This window comes from Paraliomyxa miuraensis (assembly GCF_026337845.1).
Lineage (GTDB): Bacteria > Myxococcota_A > Polyangia > Nannocystales > Nannocystaceae > Paraliomyxa > Paraliomyxa miuraensis.
The window spans coordinates 140,645-157,813 of record NZ_JAOVZF010000154.1; the positions used below are offsets into that span (position 1 = coordinate 140,645).

A 17,169-nucleotide genomic window follows, 5' to 3' on the forward strand; every position below is an offset into this window, starting at 1 on the left:
CCCACATCCCCTATCGAGGCACGCGCACCCGCACCGCCGATCTCTCCCGCGGCGGCAGATACTCGAGTTCCACCCCCACCCACTCCACCAGCCGCCCTTCGATCGCCGCCTGATCCTCCGCGCCGAGGTCCGCGAGCTTCGTTCCGTGGTTCCCCTGCGGATCGAAGTACATCGCCACCCCATCGTTGCCGCCAGCCTCGATCCTCCCCGCCGCCCACGGATCCAGCCCACCGTAGACGAACACCACGTCCTCGGCCTCGCGCGCGACCCAGCCGTGCACCGCCGGCATGAACCCGTCATCGAAGGGCAGCGGCACCCCCGGCGGCGGGATCACGGTCTCGAGATCGACGTAGTCGGCATCGACCAGCCCGTCGAGATGAGCGAGCGGCAGCGCCGGGCGGCCGAGCTGCGTATACGCCTGGTAGGCATAGCCCTCGTACGCCTCGAAGAACGGATCGGTGACCAGCTCGACGCCCACCACCTCGTCGAGCACATCGAGCAGCACCGTCGGCCCGAGCGTGGGGTCGTCGGCCGCCGGGAGTTCGTCGCACCGCGTGGCATCGTAGACCTGCCACACGCTCCACGGCAGCTCGAGCACCAGGGTCTGGAGCGCACGATCGTAGCCGCCGATCCGCGTGACCGCATCGACCTCCACCCTGCCCTCGAGCTCCGCCACGAGCCCCGCTCGCTGCTCGCCCAGCATGAGCTCCTGCAGCGCCTGCAGCTGCGCCTGGCAGGGCTGGGGCACCACCGTCGCGAAGTGCTCGACGAAGCGCGCGTCCGCCAGCCCCAGCACGAACGGCGACACATACGAGACCACGCCGGCGAAGTCCTCGGGGTGGTAGTAGTGGTGATACAGGGCATCCTCGCCCCCCAGGCTGGCGCCGCTGCGGAGCCACGGGGCCGGATAGATCGAGCCGAGCGCCAGGACCACCCGATGCCCATCGGCCGCCACCTGCTCGGCCGTGAGCACCGACCAGCCCGCCTCGGGCCGCGACTCGCCCGTGAAGCGCTTCTCGAGCACGAGCTGATTGCCACCGACCAAGCGGCTGAGCTCGACCTCTCGATCGTAGAGGTAGTTGTGGTAGCCGGTCGTGTACACCACCATCGGCGCCGCACGATCGCGGTGGAGCAACGTCAGCCGCAGCTCGAAGTCCCCCGCGCCGGGATCGTGGTGGTCGTTGGGCACGCGGTAGTAGAGCTCGAAGAACCTCGCATCGGGATCGGGGGACTCGCCTTCGACCACCCGCATGCCCGGGACCGCCTCGAGCTGCTCGAGGATGTCGAGGTCGCCGGGGCCGGTCTCGTCGTCCGTGCAGGCCGCGAGGGTGGCGACCACGACGGCGAGCATCAGCGGCAGCGGCCGGCGGCGAAGCATGACGTGGAGGATATCGCAGCCCAACGTCCCGCACATGCCCGGTCAGCGTCGACTCGGCTGGATGCACCGCCGCGCTGCGAGCCCACGCGAAACGACGCTCGATGCTCGTTCACCACAGCGGCTCCACCGCCAAGCCCAGAGATCGGACGTACCACTCCTCGCTCGGCGACGGCTCTGCTCGCACAATCCTCCGTCTCGTCGTTGACATGTGAAATTCGCTCCACAGATCGTGCCCGATGGTCGGGATTGCATCGTCGTCATTGGCGTCGTTCGGGCGCTCGCGGCACCCATGCTCGGGCCTGCTGGCCGCATCGTCGCTCGTGCTCGTGACCTCGTGCGGGAGCCATCCTGCCGTGGCCGACGTCGCCGACGCCCCACCACCGCAGCCGCGGTCCCTCCCGTCCTCGACCGACTGTAGCGGTGCCGAGTTCGAGGCATGCCCCGAGGGATTTGCAGGGCCGAGCTGCAACTACCCGTGCGACGACGATGCTCCGTGGTGCTCCTTCCGCTACTACTGCCACGGCGACGGGCGGATCCACGGGATCGGGATGTCGCGCGCTCATCTGTTCGAGTTCGAACAGGACCTGTCACCCGACGACCTCGCGGCCGTGTTCGAGACCTGGATCACCGAGCACGAGGGCGACCTGGGCTTCCCGGATGGGTTGACGACCAGCGAGTTGCAGATCGAGCCGGCCGACGATTTCGAGGTCGCGCAGGGCCGGCTCACGACCCAGCGCCTGCGGCAGTTCCTCTTCGTGTCGCCGAGCCTCCCCCATGTGCCCGTGGTCGGCGATGGTGCGCTGATCACCCTCGAGACCGACGAGGACGGGGTCGTGGCGCTCAAGGGGACCGTCGTCGATCCGCGGGTCGAGTACGTCGACTCCGACGCACAGGCCGACATCGATGCCGCCGTCCTCTCGATCCGGAATCACACCAGCGATCGCCTCGGGATCCCCGTCTTCGACATCGAGGTGGAGAGCCTTCAGTTGGTCGCCGTGCCGGGGCGCAATCGCATCGGCTGGTACGGTGTGCCGACCAACGGGATGCTGTCGCTCGGTCGCGTGATCGTGGACGCGGACCCAAGCACCGACGACCTGCTCGAACTGTTGATGTTCGACGACGGGACGGCGCAGGCGCTGCACGATACGACCGAGATCGACGTACGCTCACAGGATCTGAGCCTCGGGCCCTGGGACGCGCCGATACCGGAGTTGGTCCATGGCGCGCTGCACGATGGAGCTCCGCTGCTCGGCTCGCTCGACGAGCACAGCGGTGACTGGCAGATGGCCACGGAGCGCGTGGTCGTGGTGGATCTGCGGGGCAACGCGTGGGGGGACATCACGGAGCCCAGCCACTTCGAACGCTTCACCAACGCGACTGGCGACTTCTTGGACGGTGCGCCCAGCTCGCGGTTCACGGCCCAGCGGCACTACCACCTGGCACTCGAGGCCTACGCGTTCATGGATCGTCTCGCGCTCGGCCAGTGGGACTCCGCGCTGCAGTTCTTCGACATGTCGCTGACGAGCGACTACCCCCCGGGGACCTATCGTCCGCGGGTGTTGGTCTCCTATGACCACGCACCCACTGGAGCGGTTGGCCAGGCGAGCCAGCTGATGGTGCATGGCGTGGATGATGTCAACGACTTCTTCCCCGAGATCGTCCAACGGCCCGCCGTCGGCTTGCAGAACGAGCCCGTCTTCTCCATCGACATTCAGGCCGGCAACTTGGTGACTCATGTCTTCCTCCACGAGATGGGTCATGACTGGGACTTCGCGCTCGCCCCCGGAGTGGCCCGGTCCTACGTCGATTGTCCGGACCCGCTCGACCAGACCTGCGACGAAGGGACCACGGACGAGGCGCTCCCGCTGCTGGAGACCATCGCGCACATGTTCGCGATCGTGCAGATCGTTCGCCTGTTTCCGGGCACGCCGCACGCCTCTTGCACGGCCGTCACCGGCGAGCCTGGAATCATGCAGCACCTGAAGGCGGGAGGCACGATGAACAACGCGCTCGTCCATGCTCCGGGGTGCATGGGCGAGCAGGACCAGATCGGTCTGTTCCTCCGAGACGACGATCCCGCCTGCCCCGACGATCAAGTGTGCGACCGGCCGAGCGGGAACGAGACGGACCCGAAACACCACCTACCGTGCGCGTGTGACCACACCGAGGGCTACAACGTATTCAGCATCCTGCAGGCATGGTGGAATACCGTCCACGGGCTCTACTGCGCACCCACGTTCCCCTACGACTGTACGCCGTTGACCCCCGTCGCGTGGCCTCCCGGCTGCAATCAACCGGGGTCGTCGACCCCATGCGTGACGCCGGAGGAAGCCGCCGGACTCGCGCTCGTGTACGCGGTGAGGACCAACCCCCTGACGTATGCCGACTTCTTCGACTCGATGACCAGGTTCGTCGCCTGCAACTACGGCGAAGTCGCCTACGCGGAGCTGAACCAGGCCCTGTGCGACCACGAGATCCGCGATTGCGCGGAGTCGGCTCCCACGAGCTGCGAGACCTGCGGCAACGGCATCCGCGAGGGCTCCGAGGAGTGCGACGGCAACGATCTCTCGACCCCGCAGCTCGGCCACGTGCCAACCTGCACCGATTTTGGGTACGGCGTGGGCGATCTCCGCTGCGCGCCGAGCTGTACCTACGACTTCTCCACCTGCGCACCCGAGGGGCTCGACGACACCGGTCCCACCACGGGAGCTACACCCGACACGACCAGCGCCGACGCCACCCTCGGCGATGCAACGTCCGGCGGGGCCGTCGGCGGTGTGGACGAAGGCTGCAACTGCACGGCCTCACGCGGTCACGACGGGACATGGGGAGGTCTCACGCTGTTGCTCCTGATGGCCAGCCGTCGACGGCGACGCACTCGTGGGCTCGAGAACCACGGCCGACGGTGCGCGGTCGTGGCCGTCTCGTTGCCATTGATGGCCACGGGATCCGCCTGCAATCGACCCCCGGTCACCGAGGACACCGCGGACGGTTCCTCGGGCACGACGGTCGAGCCCGGGTCCGGCTCGGAGACCATCTCGGTACCCGACGGCTGGCCGGAACTCTGGTACGGCATCTATTACGATTCGGACAACACCAGGCTCGGCGATCCCAAGCACCAGGGGTTCGAGGGGTGGCCACAAAACGTGATGGTCATCGAGTCCGGCACCGTGACGTTCCGAGGGTTCGACTGCGCGGGTGAGCCGGAGACCTCCGCCACGTTCGAGGTGGACCAGCAGGCAGACACCATGCACCTACTGCGACCCCCGAGTTCCGAGAGCCCCCCGGCACCGGGCGCTGAGATCGCGATCAGGGCCGGAGCTTCCTGTGGCGAGGTCGTGGTGGAACTACGCTACCCGGACCTGCCTCCGCACGACGAGCTGAGTACCGTGTGGAAGCTGGGCGAGCTATGCCTGACCGACGGGTGCGACGACACACCCTACGATGACCACTGGACCGTCGACCTGTGCCCAGGCACGAGGACGGAGTGTGAATGATGGCCTCCGCTCGCCTCCGACACGCCCTCGCCCTGGCCGTCTCGTTGCCTTCGATGGCAATCGCATCCGCCTGCAATCGAGCCCCGGTCACCGAATACACCTCGGACGCCTTCTCGAGCACCACGGCCGAGTTCTCCACGGGCGAGCCCGGGTCCAACTCGGAGACCGCGTCGGTACCCGACGGCTGGCCGGAGCTCTGGTATGGCATCTACCACGACGCGGAGAACACCAGGCTCGGCGAGTCCAGGTTCAAGGGGATCCACGGGTGGCCGCAGAATGTGATGGTCCTCGAGCCTGGCACCGTGACGCTCCGAGGATTCAACTATTGCTCGGGTGAGCCGGTGACCGCGGCTACGTTCGAGGTGGAGATGGAGGGAGACGCCATGCGGCTGATACGTCCGCCGATCTCGGGAGGGCCCGTGCTGGAGGGTGCCGAATTCATCGTGATCAGGGCCGGAGCGTCCTGCGGTGAGGTCGTGGTGGAGCGGCGCTATTCGTCCACGCCGCCGCAGGAGGTGGTCAGCACCGTGTGGACGCTGGGCGAGCTATGCCTGACCAACCGATGCGACGAAGTCCCCGTGGACTGGTGGACCGTCGACCTGTGCCCGGACACCAGGACCGAGTGCACCGAATGATGGCCCTCCTCGCCCCGCATCCGCTACAGTAGGCCATGCGCCCGCCACCGATGCTCCTCCTGCTCGTCCTCGTCGCCTGCGGAACCAAGACCGACGCCGACGACGGATCCAGCACGGACGCGTGCGAGCAGTACCAGCCCGCGCCCGAGATCGGCCCCGCGGTGACGATCTCGATCCGTCACGACGGCACCACCCCGGTGTTCTTCTCGCCCCACGGCTGTGGTGGTGCGATCACGATCGACCTCACCGACGCCACCGGTGCCAACGTGCCCTACCGGCTCGACACCGAGTGCTTCCCCAACACCTGCGACGGCTTCCTGGAGGCGAACGACTGCTCGATCGGCTGCAACAACTGCGCGCCTCCTTCGGCCGGCCGCATCGAGGCCGGTGCCATGACCCAGACCCAGTGGCCCGGCCGCGTGCTCACCACGCTCGAGCTGACCCCGGCGTGCGCCCCGGAGGGCGAGTGCCCCGGCTCCTGCGTGCGACCCGACCAGGCCCCCGCGGGCGCCTACACCGTGGAGCTGACCGTGTGGCGCACCTGCACCGGGACCTGCGAGTGCGAGCCCCCTGCGCAGGAGGTGTGCAGCCTGTGGAACGACGAGCAGCTCACCGATCCCGTGACCTTCACCGCCATGCTCGACTATCCCACGCAGACCAGCGTGGAGCTGGTGATCACCGACTGAGGCTAGTCGTCCCGCAGCGGCTGCCGCCGTATCACTCGATGCTCGGCGATCACCTCCACCCGCTTGCCGTCGAGTTCGAACGTGGCCGCGGTGGCGAAGCGATCGCACCAGGCCATGTACGCGGCCTGGCCCTCGTGCCCGAGGTCCACCGTCTGAGTGGTTCCGGCGGGGATCTCGACCGACATCGAACCATCGATGAGATCCGGCTCGATCGCGATCCCCTGTGGTCGGGGCCGCGCCCGCACCTCGCGAGGCAGCTCGCACGAGTTTGCGGTGAGCCAGCGCGTGGCGAGCACCGTCATGGTGACCGGTGCATCGCGCTCGTTGACGACCTCGAACCGTGCCCCGGCAATCCGAGCCGCCTCGCCACCATGGGTGTGCGACTCGTAGAGCCCTCGTCCCTGGATCCGCACCCCGTCGACGACGCCCCACGTGCTGCCCTCGACGTCGACGCGACCGACCTCGCCAGTCTCGTCGACCCACGCCGTGAGCCCGGTGGGCACGCCAGTCGCGGGACGAGGGACGATCTCGATCTCCCAGTCACCTCCGTCGTCGTGCGCCAGCAGCTGACACGTCGCGCTCGCGGCTCTCGGGCCTCGCGCGGCGGGGCACACGATCGCCTCGGGCTTGCAATCGACGAGCTCACGCGCCCGAACCCCGTGCTCGGTCGCGGCCGTGAGGGCTGCCCTCGCGGCGGCGATCGCCACCGGCTCACAGGGCCGATCGGGCAACGGAGACTCGAGTACGATCGGCTCGTCGGGCTCGCCTGCAACGGGCTCGCCTGCGACGGGCGCGACCTCGATGGGCGCGGTGTCCGGGACGTTGGCGGCCTCGACCTCGAGGTCCTCCTTCGTCGCGCTCGGGGCCAGACGAGGAGGAGGCTCGGTCGACACACACCTGGCGAGCACCAGGACCAGCAGCAACGCACGCACGCCCTCACCATGCCACGACGCGCGGCCGCGGTCACTCGCGCCCCTCACTCTGCGGCACCAGCCGGTACCACGCCCGATCGGCCCCCTCGATCACGATCTCCAGCGTCACCGTGTAGGGCACCATCCCGGTGAGCACGTGATCCCACGGGCCCTCGGGATCATCGGCCGCCTCCACGTCGTAGAGCACGCCGGGAACGAGCAGGTTGGTGGTGATGACCAGGTCCTCCCCCTGCAGCTCGACCCGCGATCCATCCCATGGTCGCGCGAGCGGCTCGCCGATCAGCAGACCCTCGGCCGGCCACGCCACCGACTTCCAGTAGGCCTCGACGAGCGTCTCCCCGCGAAAGTAGTGCGACACCGCCGTTCCCACGTGGGGAAACTTCTCGGGGTAGTTGCAGGGCTCGACCACGGTGCCGTAGCTGCCGGTGGCCCCCGCCTCGAGCCAGCGCAGCGCGCTCATCTGGCTGCTCTGCGGGACCTGCCCCCCGAACGAGGTGAGGTGATCGGCCATCGCCCCGGGCACGTAGGCGTTGGTCTCGATGCCCGCGACGTTGGCCAGCCCGGTGAAGTAGAACATCACGTCGGCGGCATCCTCGATCGTGTTGGTCCCGCTGCCGTCGGCGTTGTCGGTGTACTGGACCTGCAGGCCATCCCACCCCTGCCATTGCTCGGAGAGCGCCTGCATCTGTCGCCAGCGCACGCTGCGAGCGACGTCGGTGGTGCGCACGAGGTACGCGGTGCCGGCCGGGTGCACGCCGTCGGCCTGCAGCCCGCGCTCGATCAGCGCCTGTGCGTCCTCGAGGGTCTGCGCGGCCAGCATCATGGTCGGCCGCAGCCCGTGGTCGTCCCATGGCCGCAGCGAGGGCGAGTCGTAGTAGGGCGACGGCGGGGTCATCACGCACCCGCCGCACAGGGGATCGTAGCCGAGCGCGAAGGCGCTGGTGATCGACATGCAGCCCACGCGGTAGGGCTGCACGAAGGTCAGCACCTGGGCCTGGATCTCGTCGTCGAGATGGGCCTGCACGTCGGCGAGGATCGGCCCGAACACCTCGGGGGTGAGCACGTCGGTGGCCGGCAGCGACACGTGCACCACGTTGCCCTCCGGGATCCCCCGCGCGGCCACGTAGGCCTGCGCGATCTGTACGGAGAGCGGGTCGTCGTCGTCGACGATCACCGCGAGCTCCTCGGGGAGGATGGAGGTCCGCGGAAACAGCACCATGGGCATCACCGGCGCTCCGGTGGTGGTGGGCTCGGGGCCGGTGCCGGTGCCGGTGCCGGTGGACTCGCTGGTCGTGGCCAGGCCGCTGCTCTCGTCGAGCGAAGCCGTGGTCGCCATCCCCGTGGTGGTCGTGTCGCGGCCGGTCGAGGCGTCGGCTCCGGTGCCCCCTCCCCCGTCGTCACCGGGACACGCCGCCAAGACCCACGCCCCAATCACGATCGCTCGCCGTGCCATGTGGAGATCATGGTAGCCGCGCTCGCGCTATCCTGTCTGCGCCATGCCCTCCCCCATCCGCGTCACCGACTTCTCCCGCATCGTCTTCTTCACCGGCGCCGGAATGTCGGCGGAGAGCGGAGTGCCCACGTACCGCGGCAAGGGCGGGATCTGGAAGGAGTACGACTTCGAGAGCTGCGCCTGTCAAGAAGCGTTCGAGCGCGATCCCGACCATGTGTGGGAGTTCCACAACTACCGCCGCGGCCTCGTGCGCAAGTGCGAGCCCAACGAGGGGCACCGCCTCATCGCCCGCTGCGAGCAGGTGCTGCCCTCGGTCACCGTGGTCACCCAGAACATCGACGGGCTGCATCAGCGTGCGGGCAGCAAGCGGGTGCACGAGCTGCACGGCAGCCTGTGGAAGCTGCGCTGCGACCGATGTGGCTGGCGCGACGAGGACTTCTCGGCCCCGGTCGACGACCTCCTGTGCCCGGCGTGCAAGGCCCTGGCGGCCACCACCCCGCGGGGTACGCCGGTCTACAAGCGGCCGGGGATCGTGTGGTTCGGCGACAGCCTCTCGGGAAGCGTGGTGCAAGCATCCTGTCAGGCGCTCGATGCCAGCGATCTCATGATCTCGATCGGAACCTCGGCGGTGGTGTTCCCCGCGGCACAGCTACCGGTGGTGGCCAAGCGAGCCGGCGCCACGCTGGTGGAGATCAACCCCGAGGACACTCCCATGAGCGAGCTCTACGACCACTGCATGCGGTCGACCGCGACCGAGGCGCTGACCGAGCTGTGCCAGGGCCTGCCGTCCGGGTCGTAGCGGGCGGGAAATCAGGCCGAGCAGCAGCCGTAGCGCCGCTCGAGGCCGAAGGCCGATCCGGCATCCGCGTTCGTCTGCTACCGTGCTCCTCGAGATGCCGACCCCCACGCTGGCGATCCGCGGTGGCCTGATCTTCGACGGCCTCGGCTCTCCCCCGCGTCGGGCCGACGTGCTCGTCACCGAGGGGCGCGTGACCGAAGTCGCCGAACCCGGCGCCCCGTTCCCCGCCCACGCCCAGCCCATCGATGCCACCGACGCCTGGGTCACCCCCGGCTTCCTCGACCTCCACACCCACTACGATGCCGAGGTCGAGCTCGCCCCGGGCCTGCACGAGTCGGTGCGTCACGGGGTCACCACCATCGTGCTGGGCAGCTGCGGCCTGAGCCTGGCCGTGGGCTCGGCCGAGGATCTCGCCGACATGTTCTGCCGCGTGGAGGGCATCCCCCGCAGCACCGTGCTGCCGCTGCTTCGGCGCACGCTGGACTGGAGCTCGCCCACCGAGTACCTGCAGCACCTGCAGCGCCTGCCGCTGGGGCCCCACGTGGCCAACCTCCTGGGCCACTCGACCATCCGGGCCCACGCCATGGGCCTGGGCCGCAGCCTCGACCCCACCGTGCGCCCCACGGCCGACGAGCTGGGTCACATGGAGCGACTGGTCGAGGAGGCGCTCGACGCCGGCTACCTGGGCCTGTCGATCAACACCCTGCCCTGGGACAAGATGGACGGCGAGGAATTTCGCAGCCGCCCCACGCCCTCGGTGTTCGGCACCTGGCAGGAGTATCGGCGGCTGTCGTCGATCTTGCGCCGCCGTGGCCGCGTGTTCCAGGGCGTGCCCAACCTCCGCACCAAGCTCAACATCTTCCTGTTCCTGCTGCACAGCACCGGGATCGGGCGACGCCCGCTCAAGACCACGATCATCGCGCTCATCGACGCCGTGGCCTCGCGTCCCGCCGCCCCCATCGCGGGCACGCTGACCCGGCTGTTCAACCGTTGGCTGCGCGCCGACGTGCGCTTCCAGGCGCTGCCGGTGCCCTTCGAGCTGTGGACCGACGGGATGGAGGTGCCGGTGCTCGAGGAGATCGCGGCCGGCACCGAGGCCCTGCACCTGCACACCGACGAGGCCCGTGCCAAGCTGCTGCGCGACCCCGACTACCGCCGTCGCTTCAAGCGACAGTGGGCGAGCTGGATCTGGGGCCGTGCCTACCACCGCAACCTCCAGAAGACCGAGATCGTGGAGGCGCCCGATCCCACTCTCGTGGGCAGGTCGTTCGGGCAGGTCGCCCGCGAGCGCGGGGTCGATGCGGTCGACGCCTACCTCGACCTCGTCGCCGAGCACGGCAAGCGGCTGCGCTGGTACACGGTGGTGGGCAACGATCGGCCGCGCGTGCTCGAGCGCATCATGCGACACCCCGACATCCTCATCGGGTTCTCCGATGCCGGTGCGCACCTGCGCAACATGGCCTACTACAACTTCCCGCTGCGCATGCTCAAGCGAGTCCGCGACGCGCAGCTGGCCCAGCGCCCGTTCATGACCATCGAGCGCGCGGTGCAGCGCCTGACCTCCGAGATCGCACGCTGGATGGGAATCGAGGCCGGCACGCTGCGGCCGGGCGATCGCGCGGACGTGGTGGTGGTGGATCCAGCCGGCCTCGACGACTCGGTCGAGGCTTCGGTCCTCGCTCCCATGCCGGGCTTCGACGACCTCCGGCGCGTGGTGCGACGCAACGACGCAGCCGTGCGCGCGGTGCTGATCAATGGGCGCATCGCCTACGAGCCGGCGCGCTTCGCCGACGAGTTCGGCCAGGCGCGCGGATTCGGCACGCTCCTGCGCGCCCAGTCGTCGTAAGGGTCTTCCCCAAGCGGCCCGCGGCCATGCGAGACAGGTCGCATCGCGGTCGCTGGCCAACCCACATGGTCACGACCGACAATCGATGAAAGGATCATGACCATGCGCGCTCCTTCCCTTGTCCTTGCCCGTGCATCCTGGCTCTCTCCCGCGCTGGGGCTGCTCGCCTTCGCGGCCATGCTCGTCCCGAGCGAGGCCGATGCGGCCGTCGCCTACATTCGCTCGACCGTGGCCGCCCCGTGGGGTCAGAACGTCAACGAGCAGGCCATGAGCATGGTGTTCGGCGCGGGGGCCTGGGACGACCTGCGCTACGAGACGGTCAATCCCGCCACGCTGCTGTCGCCGGCCTACTCGTTCATCTACATGGAGGGCAGCGACAGCAACGCGCTCGAGCTGCAGGCGTTCATGATGGCCAACCAGGCCGCGCTCGAGGCGTGGGTCAACGCCGGCGGCACCCTGTTCCTCAACGCGGCCCCCAACGAGGGCGGCCTGCAAAACTGGGGCTTTGGCGGGATCACGCTCCACTACCCCGACTCGTCGGTCAACCCGGGCAGCGCGATCGACCCCACGCACGCGATCTGGCTCGGGCCGTTCCTGCCCACCACCACCATGGGATTCACGGGCAGCTCCTTCGCCCACGCGACGGTGAGCGGGCCCGGGCTCATCGGGCACATCACCGATTCCAATGGCGGCAATCCACACCTCGCCGAGCTCCCCTGGGGCAGCGGCCAGATCATGTTCGGCGGCCTGACCACGTCGAACTTCTGGACCCCGGCCGCCGACGCGCTCAACCTGCGCGCCAACATCATCGCCTATCTCTCGGCCGGCGACGGCGACGGCGACGGGCTCAACGACTTCGCGGACAACTGCCCGTTCATCCCCAACCCGCTGCAGGAGGACGTGGACCTCGACGCCATCGGCGACGTGTGTGACGTGTGCCCCACCGATCCGGGCAACGACATCGATCTCGACGGGGTGTGCGCGCTGGTGGACAACTGCCCCGACGACGCCAACCCCTTGCAAGAGGACATGGACATGGACGCGCTGGGCGACCCGTGCGACCCGTGTCCGGGCGACGTGGGCAACGATCCCGACGAGGACGAGATCTGCGCGGCGATGGACAACTGTCCCATGGCCTACAACCCGACCCAGATCGATCAGGACATGGATGGGATCGGAGCCGTGTGCGACATCTGCCCGCTCGATGCGGACGACGACATCGACGGCGACATGCTGTGCGCCAACGCGGACAACTGCCCGCTCGACGCCAACCCGGGGCAGGAGGACGCGGACATGGACGACGTGGGCGATCTCTGCGATGCCTGCCCCGATGACGACGACCGCCTCGCCGACGTGGACGCGGACGGCGTGTGCCTGGTCGACGACAACTGCCCCGACGACGCCAATGCGGACCAGGCCGATGGCGATGCCGATGGGGTGGGCGACGCGTGCGATGCCTGCCCGAGCGACGCGGCCAATGATGCCGACGCCGACGGGGTGTGCGGTGACGTGGACAACTGCCCCGACGACGCCAACGAGGATCAAGCCGACGAAGACGGCGACGGGCTCGGTGATGCGTGCGACGTGGCCAGCGGGAGCACCGGCGACGGCACGGCGGGGGTCGACGAGACCGGCACCCCCGGCACCAGCGACGACACCGGGGTCCAGCCCGGCACCAGCGGGGGCCCGGGACCGGGCGATGGCTCGACCAGCGGCGAGGGATCGTCCGGAGGCACCGGCGACACCGGCCAGAACACCGACACGGGCGGTTGCGCTTGCACCACCACGCCCGCCGGAGGCTCGGCATGGTGGCTCTCGCTGCTGGTGGGCCTGCGCCTGCGTCGGCGTCGCGAGGCGAGCGTCACTCGATCGTGAACGGCAGCACCGCCAGCTCGCGATCGTCGTCGCCGAGCACGATGCAGCGGTACTCCCCGGGCTTCTTCATGGTCCGGTAGGACCGCGTGCGATGCAGCTTGCGCGGCGAGATCACCACCCCGACCGGCGGGCTGCGTCGGCCCGACTTGACGTCCTCCCAGGTCACCTGGATCCCGATGTCCTCGCCGGTCTCGTTGCGCGCCTCGATGAACAGGCTGACCTTCTGACCGGCGGGGAAGGTGGTGGCGGGATCGACCGGCTGGCGATTGACCACGTCGTGGGCGAGCACGAGCCTGAGCAGCTCGGCATCGGGGCCGAGCGAGATCGGCGACGAGCCGTCGCCCGCGGCCACGGCGGAAGGAGGCTCGGGCGCGTCGGAGGAATCGGCCCCGTCATCGGCCGCATCGGCCGCGACATCGTCCACCGCCGCGCCCGCGTCGGCGGCTGCGGGCTCGACCGGCGGTGGATCACCAACCGCCGCCGGATCGACGACCACGGCCGGCGGTACCGGCTCGGGCGGGGTCGGCACGGGCTCGACCGCAGTGGTGGGTGCGGGCTCGGGCACGGGCGTGGGCGCCTTGGCCTCGACCTTGGTCTCGGTCTTCGCGGGCTCGACCTTCTTCGCATCGATTGCATCGGTCTTCGCCGCGGCCGACTTGGGGGGCGCCGATCCGCTGTCACAGCCGACGAGGAGGACGAGGGTCAGCAGGCCGAAGAGGCCCGCGGCACGGTGGGGTTGGGTCATGACCGGGCTCCGACGCATGCCCCGAGTCTGCCATTCCCCGAGTCCCGCTCGCGAGTGGGCCACGCGCTCGAACCGACCGGCCCAAGAGCCGGACGGACCGTGGCTTGCTCCCCAGCGGTGGGAAATCCTCCGCGCCGTGGGCTGGCAAGGGCGCGCGACACCACGCAAAGCACTGGCATGCGCCTTGCTGTTGGTCTCGAGGCACAAGGAGGACTCGTTCCGATGAGCCTGATTCCGTGGACCCGACGAGACATCATTCCCACGCAGTTCCGCACCCTCCGCGACGAGCTCGACGAGCTGTTCAGCCCGTTGTTCGAGTCGACCCCGGGCCACTCGGCGCGCGCGTTCATGCCCCTGGTCAACGTCAAGGACGATGACAAGTACGTGACCATCACGGCCGAGCTGCCGGGGATCGACAAGAAGGACGTCGACATCCAGATCGACGGCGAGACGCTCACCATTCGCGGCGAGCGCAAGGAGGAGACCTCGGCCGAGGGCCACAACTGGTGGCGCAAGGAGAGCCAGTACGGGGCGTTCGTGCGCCGCATCGCCCTGCCCTGCGAGGTCGACCCGTCCCACACGGACGCCAACATGCGCAACGGCGTGCTGACGATCCAGATGGCCAAGACGGCGGGTACCAAGTCCAAGTCGATCAAGATCGTCTAGCCCATGCTCCACTCGTCGTGGGGCGACAGGACCCCGCCGCCCCCTCGATCGTCCAAGGGGCTCGGCTCGGTGCAGGATCGGAGCGCGGCGCATGATCAGTACCGGCCGCCGCGCCGCGCTGTTATGTTGGTGGGTGCGAGCCGGGCATCCACATGTGCCGCGTCCTGTCCTACCTCGGTCCTCCCATCCTGATCGATGACCTGCTGTACAAGCCCGATAGCTCGCTGATCCGCCAGTCGTACGAGCCGCAGCTGCTCGAGATGCTCAACCTCGCCGGGTTCGGGATGATCGCCTGGGACCGCACGTCGTTCGATCCCGAGCGGCCGTGGCAGTACCGCTCCACCGAGGTGCCCATCTACGACGCCAATCTCAAGTCGCTCGCGGAGAAGATGCGCACCACCTGCTTGCTGGCGCACGTGCGCGGGATCCCCTACCGCGCCGACTTCGGCTTCGGGCCCCACAACCTGCACCCCTTCGCCCATCCGGGCGCCCGCTGGGCCATGGCGCACAACGGCGACGTTCCACGGCACAACGAGATGAGGCACGATCTGTTCTCGCTCGTCACGCCGCGGGTTCGTCAGCAGATCCGCGGAACCACCGACAGCGAGACGATCTACGCGCTGGTGCTCTCGGCGCTCGAGCGTCGCGGCCGCGACGACCCCGACGATCTGGTCGCCGCGATCATGGAGACGCTGGAGATCCTCGCGCGGGTCCGGCTCGAGCACGGCGTCGACGTCAACAGCAGCATCAACCTGTGCTTCTGCGACGGGCGCTCGCTGGTCGGGCTGCGCTTCACGTTCGACTACGGCAAGTACGAGCTGGACTCCCACGGCCGCGGCCCGTTCCTGAGCCTGTGGTACTCGATGGGCGAGGCCTACCAGCTGGTCGACGGCGCCTGGCAGATGACCGGGGATCCCGATGCGAGCACGGCGGTGGCGATCGCCTCCGAGCCGCTGTCTCGCGACATCACGGGGTGGTTCGAGGTGCCCGAGTACACCATCCTCCTGGTCGACCGCGACCGCATCGAGACCGTCGAGGTGCCGTGGCTGGATTGATCGAGCACCCTTTCTTCGAGGGGCTGGACACCGACTCGGAGGGCGTGGCCCGGGTCCTGCGACGGCGTGCGCTCGTGAAGGACGAGGTGCTGTTTCGGCAGGGCGAGGTGGCCGACGCGGTGTTCTTCGTGGTGTCGGGCCGCATCGGAGTCGACGTTCGGCTGCCCGGGGGGCGGGTCTCTCGGCTCGCGCGGCTCGGCCCCGGCAGCGTCGTGGGCGAGTTCGGGTTCATGGAGCCTCGCCACCGCCGCACGGGCACGGTGGTCGCGGTCGAGCCCACGGCGCTGCTGGTGATGTTGCGTCGGGATCTCGATGCGCTGTGCCGGCACCACCACCCGGCCTCGCTGACGATCCTGCAGCGGCTGATGAGGCAGGCGTGTGCGTCGATCGAGGATCTGAACGACGAGCGCATCGCGCTGGCCCGGGCGCCGCGCTCGACCGTTCCCCGGGTTGGCTCCCGCGTCGAGCCCCGGGTTGGCTCGCGAGCGGGGCCGCGGGTCGGATCCGGCGGCGGACCGGAGCCCCGCTTCGGGGCCGACTTCGAGCTGATGCGCTACTTCTATCGCTTGCCGTTCTTCGAGGGCTTCTCCGACGAGGAGAGCGGGACGCTGGTGGCCCACGCCCGCCCCTGGACCTGCGACGAGGCGGTCACGCTGTTTCGGGCGGGAGGCTCGGAGGGTGCGATCTGGATCGTGGTGCGGGCGTCGGTGGAGCTCGGGGTCGACACCCCGCACGGACCCCACCGCATGGCGGTGGTGGGGCCCGGGCAGGCGTTCGTGGATCCGGGCGCACTCAGCGGACGACCGCAGAGGCTGCTCGCGGTCGCCCGCGAAGGCGCCACCCTGCTCGAGCTGCCGAGCAAGAGCGTGGAGCGGCTGTTCGACCCCCGGCAGCGGCTCTCGTATCCGTTTTGCTGGGCGATGGCGCGGGGGCTGATGGAGCGGCTCACCATCGATACCCGCGCGCTGGCCCACGAGTGGCGCGCGGCGACGCGGGGTACCAAGCGGCCGTTCGAGCAGGATCCGAGCCGGAGCGGGCTGTTTCGGATCGTGGCGGACTGAGCGGGTCGTCGAGCTCGGGCAAAAGCGAGGACGAGGATGGACTCAGTACGACGTGCCGTCCTTGCGCGTGAAGACAGGGGTATCGCCGGGCCCAATGTGGTACGCGAGGTCGACGTCGGGATACTCGGCGCCGTCCTGTGGGTCGCGGTTGCTGATCTCGAGGTAGCGCGCGGGTCGATCGCTGCGGTTGACGAGCTGGTGGCCGTCCGTTGCGCCGGCGGGGAAGCCGGCACACGTGCCGGCCGTGAGCACCTGCTCGCCCGCGTCGGTGCGCAGCACGACCTCGCCCTCGAGGACGAACACGAGCTCGTCCTCGAGGGTGTGGAAGTGGCGCATGGACGATTCGCGGCCGGGCATGAGCGTCGTCAGGTTGACTCCGATCTTCGTCAGCCCCAGGGCGTCGCCGAGCGCACGCTTCTCCCGTGGGAGCACACGCGAGCGGAAGGGCTCCGGGTATGAGGAGCTCGAGCGAGGCGACAGGCTGGCGGGGTCGAGCGCGGGTGGCTTGAGCGGCATTCCTCTCTGCTACCACATGCGCCCG

Annotated in this window: 14 protein-coding genes; 9 read left to right on the top strand and 5 right to left on the bottom strand. The window is 69.2% G+C overall.

From position 1 onward, the window contains the following. Window positions 1-10 precede the first annotated feature (10 nt). On the bottom strand, window positions 11-1,378 hold the full coding sequence (locus OEB96_RS22805; protein ID WP_266218768.1) for an alpha/beta hydrolase family protein: 1,368 nt from the start codon (window positions 1,376-1,378) through the stop codon (window positions 11-13). A gap of 353 nt (window positions 1,379-1,731) precedes the next feature. On the opposite strand from OEB96_RS22805, the gene OEB96_RS22810 reads away from it, so the two are divergent. The 3 genes from OEB96_RS22810 to OEB96_RS22820 are packed head-to-tail and all read left to right on the top strand — an operon-like array spanning window position 1,732 to window position 6,196. After that, the gene (locus tag OEB96_RS22810) at window positions 1,732-4,875 is read left to right on the top strand and encodes an AsmA family protein (RefSeq protein ID WP_266218769.1); all 3,144 of its coding nucleotides are present in this window, start codon (window positions 1,732-1,734) and stop codon (window positions 4,873-4,875) included. Window positions 4,876-4,928: 53 nt separating this feature from the next. After that, window positions 4,929-5,510, top strand: a complete 582-nt coding sequence (locus OEB96_RS22815) for a hypothetical protein (RefSeq protein ID WP_266218770.1) — start codon at window positions 4,929-4,931, stop codon at window positions 5,508-5,510. Window positions 5,511-5,560: 50 nt separating this feature from the next. Further along, window positions 5,561-6,196, top strand: a complete 636-nt coding sequence (locus OEB96_RS22820) for a hypothetical protein (protein ID WP_266218772.1) — start codon at window positions 5,561-5,563, stop codon at window positions 6,194-6,196. A 2-nt stretch (window positions 6,197-6,198) separates the two neighbouring features. Here the strand turns inward: OEB96_RS22820 and OEB96_RS22825 are convergent, their stop codons facing one another. Both OEB96_RS22825 and OEB96_RS22830 read right to left on the bottom strand, forming a co-directional pair. Continuing rightward, on the bottom strand, window positions 6,199-7,128 hold the full coding sequence (locus OEB96_RS22825) for a hypothetical protein (protein ID WP_266218773.1): 930 nt from the start codon (window positions 7,126-7,128) through the stop codon (window positions 6,199-6,201). 31 nt (window positions 7,129-7,159) lie between these two features. Beyond that, window positions 7,160-8,581: a TIGR03790 family protein gene (locus OEB96_RS22830; protein ID WP_266218775.1), complete on the bottom strand. Its 1,422-nt coding sequence runs from the start codon at window positions 8,579-8,581 to the stop codon at window positions 7,160-7,162. A 43-nt stretch (window positions 8,582-8,624) separates the two neighbouring features. Between OEB96_RS22830 and OEB96_RS22835 the strand changes: the two genes are divergently transcribed. From OEB96_RS22835 to OEB96_RS22845, 3 genes are all read left to right on the top strand, one after another. Further along, entirely contained in the window at window positions 8,625-9,380 is a 756-nt protein-coding gene (locus OEB96_RS22835) for an SIR2 family NAD-dependent protein deacylase (protein WP_266218777.1), read from the top strand. 94 nt (window positions 9,381-9,474) lie between these two features. Continuing rightward, window positions 9,475-11,226 (top strand): N-acyl-D-amino-acid deacylase family protein, encoded by a 1,752-nt coding sequence (locus OEB96_RS22840; protein ID WP_266218778.1) that lies wholly within the window; start codon window positions 9,475-9,477, stop codon window positions 11,224-11,226. A gap of 102 nt (window positions 11,227-11,328) precedes the next feature. Beyond that, window positions 11,329-13,101 carry a thrombospondin type 3 repeat-containing protein gene (locus OEB96_RS22845; protein ID WP_266218779.1) on the top strand — a complete coding sequence of 591 codons (1,773 nt, stop codon included), beginning with the start codon at window positions 11,329-11,331 and terminating at the stop codon, window positions 13,099-13,101. Here OEB96_RS22845 and OEB96_RS22850 read toward each other — a convergent pair. Beyond that, entirely contained in the window at window positions 13,088-13,846 is a 759-nt protein-coding gene (locus tag OEB96_RS22850) for a hypothetical protein (protein WP_266218781.1), read from the bottom strand. The genes OEB96_RS22845 and OEB96_RS22850 overlap by 14 nt on opposite strands. 222 nt (window positions 13,847-14,068) lie before the next feature. Here OEB96_RS22850 and OEB96_RS22855 point away from each other — a divergent pair, with 222 nt between their 5' ends. The 3 genes from OEB96_RS22855 (at window position 14,069) to OEB96_RS22865 (ending at window position 16,628) form a co-directional block, all read left to right on the top strand. Further along, entirely contained in the window at window positions 14,069-14,512 is a 444-nt protein-coding gene (locus OEB96_RS22855) for an Hsp20/alpha crystallin family protein (protein WP_266218783.1), read from the top strand. Between the two features lie 152 nt (window positions 14,513-14,664). After that, window positions 14,665-15,567 (top strand): class II glutamine amidotransferase, encoded by a 903-nt coding sequence (locus tag OEB96_RS22860; RefSeq protein WP_266218784.1) that lies wholly within the window; start codon window positions 14,665-14,667, stop codon window positions 15,565-15,567. After that, window positions 15,564-16,628, top strand: a complete 1,065-nt coding sequence (locus tag OEB96_RS22865; protein WP_266218786.1) for a cyclic nucleotide-binding domain-containing protein — start codon at window positions 15,564-15,566, stop codon at window positions 16,626-16,628. Before OEB96_RS22860 ends, OEB96_RS22865 begins: the two co-directional genes overlap by 4 nt. 42 nt (window positions 16,629-16,670) lie before the next feature. On the opposite strand, the gene OEB96_RS22870 is transcribed toward OEB96_RS22865, so the two are convergent. Then, window positions 16,671-17,144, bottom strand: coding sequence for a cupin domain-containing protein (locus tag OEB96_RS22870; protein WP_266218787.1), 474 nt, complete (start codon window positions 17,142-17,144; stop codon window positions 16,671-16,673). Between the last annotated feature and the right edge of the window lie 25 nt (window positions 17,145-17,169).

What these genes read in the sequence shown, in the direction of transcription:
- OEB96_RS22805 (WP_266218768.1), bottom strand. Translation starts at nt 1,378, where the DNA reads ATGCTTCGCCGCCGGCCGCTGCCGCTGATGCTCGCCGTCGTGGTCGCC.
- OEB96_RS22815 (WP_266218770.1), top strand. Translation starts at nt 4,929, where the DNA reads ATGGCAATCGCATCCGCCTGCAATCGAGCCCCGGTCACCGAATACACC.
- OEB96_RS22820 (WP_266218772.1), top strand. Translation starts at nt 5,561, where the DNA reads ATGCTCCTCCTGCTCGTCCTCGTCGCCTGCGGAACCAAGACCGACGCC.
- OEB96_RS22830 (WP_266218775.1), bottom strand. Translation starts at nt 8,581, where the DNA reads ATGGCACGGCGAGCGATCGTGATTGGGGCGTGGGTCTTGGCGGCGTGT.
- OEB96_RS22835 (WP_266218777.1), top strand. Translation starts at nt 8,625, where the DNA reads ATGCCCTCCCCCATCCGCGTCACCGACTTCTCCCGCATCGTCTTCTTC.
- OEB96_RS22840 (WP_266218778.1), top strand. Translation starts at nt 9,475, where the DNA reads ATGCCGACCCCCACGCTGGCGATCCGCGGTGGCCTGATCTTCGACGGC.
- OEB96_RS22845 (WP_266218779.1), top strand. Translation starts at nt 11,329, where the DNA reads ATGCGCGCTCCTTCCCTTGTCCTTGCCCGTGCATCCTGGCTCTCTCCC.
- OEB96_RS22850 (WP_266218781.1), bottom strand. Translation starts at nt 13,846, where the DNA reads ATGACCCAACCCCACCGTGCCGCGGGCCTCTTCGGCCTGCTGACCCTC.
- OEB96_RS22855 (WP_266218783.1), top strand. Translation starts at nt 14,069, where the DNA reads ATGAGCCTGATTCCGTGGACCCGACGAGACATCATTCCCACGCAGTTC.
- OEB96_RS22860 (WP_266218784.1), top strand. Translation starts at nt 14,665, where the DNA reads ATGTGCCGCGTCCTGTCCTACCTCGGTCCTCCCATCCTGATCGATGAC.
- OEB96_RS22870 (WP_266218787.1), bottom strand. Translation starts at nt 17,144, where the DNA reads ATGCCGCTCAAGCCACCCGCGCTCGACCCCGCCAGCCTGTCGCCTCGC.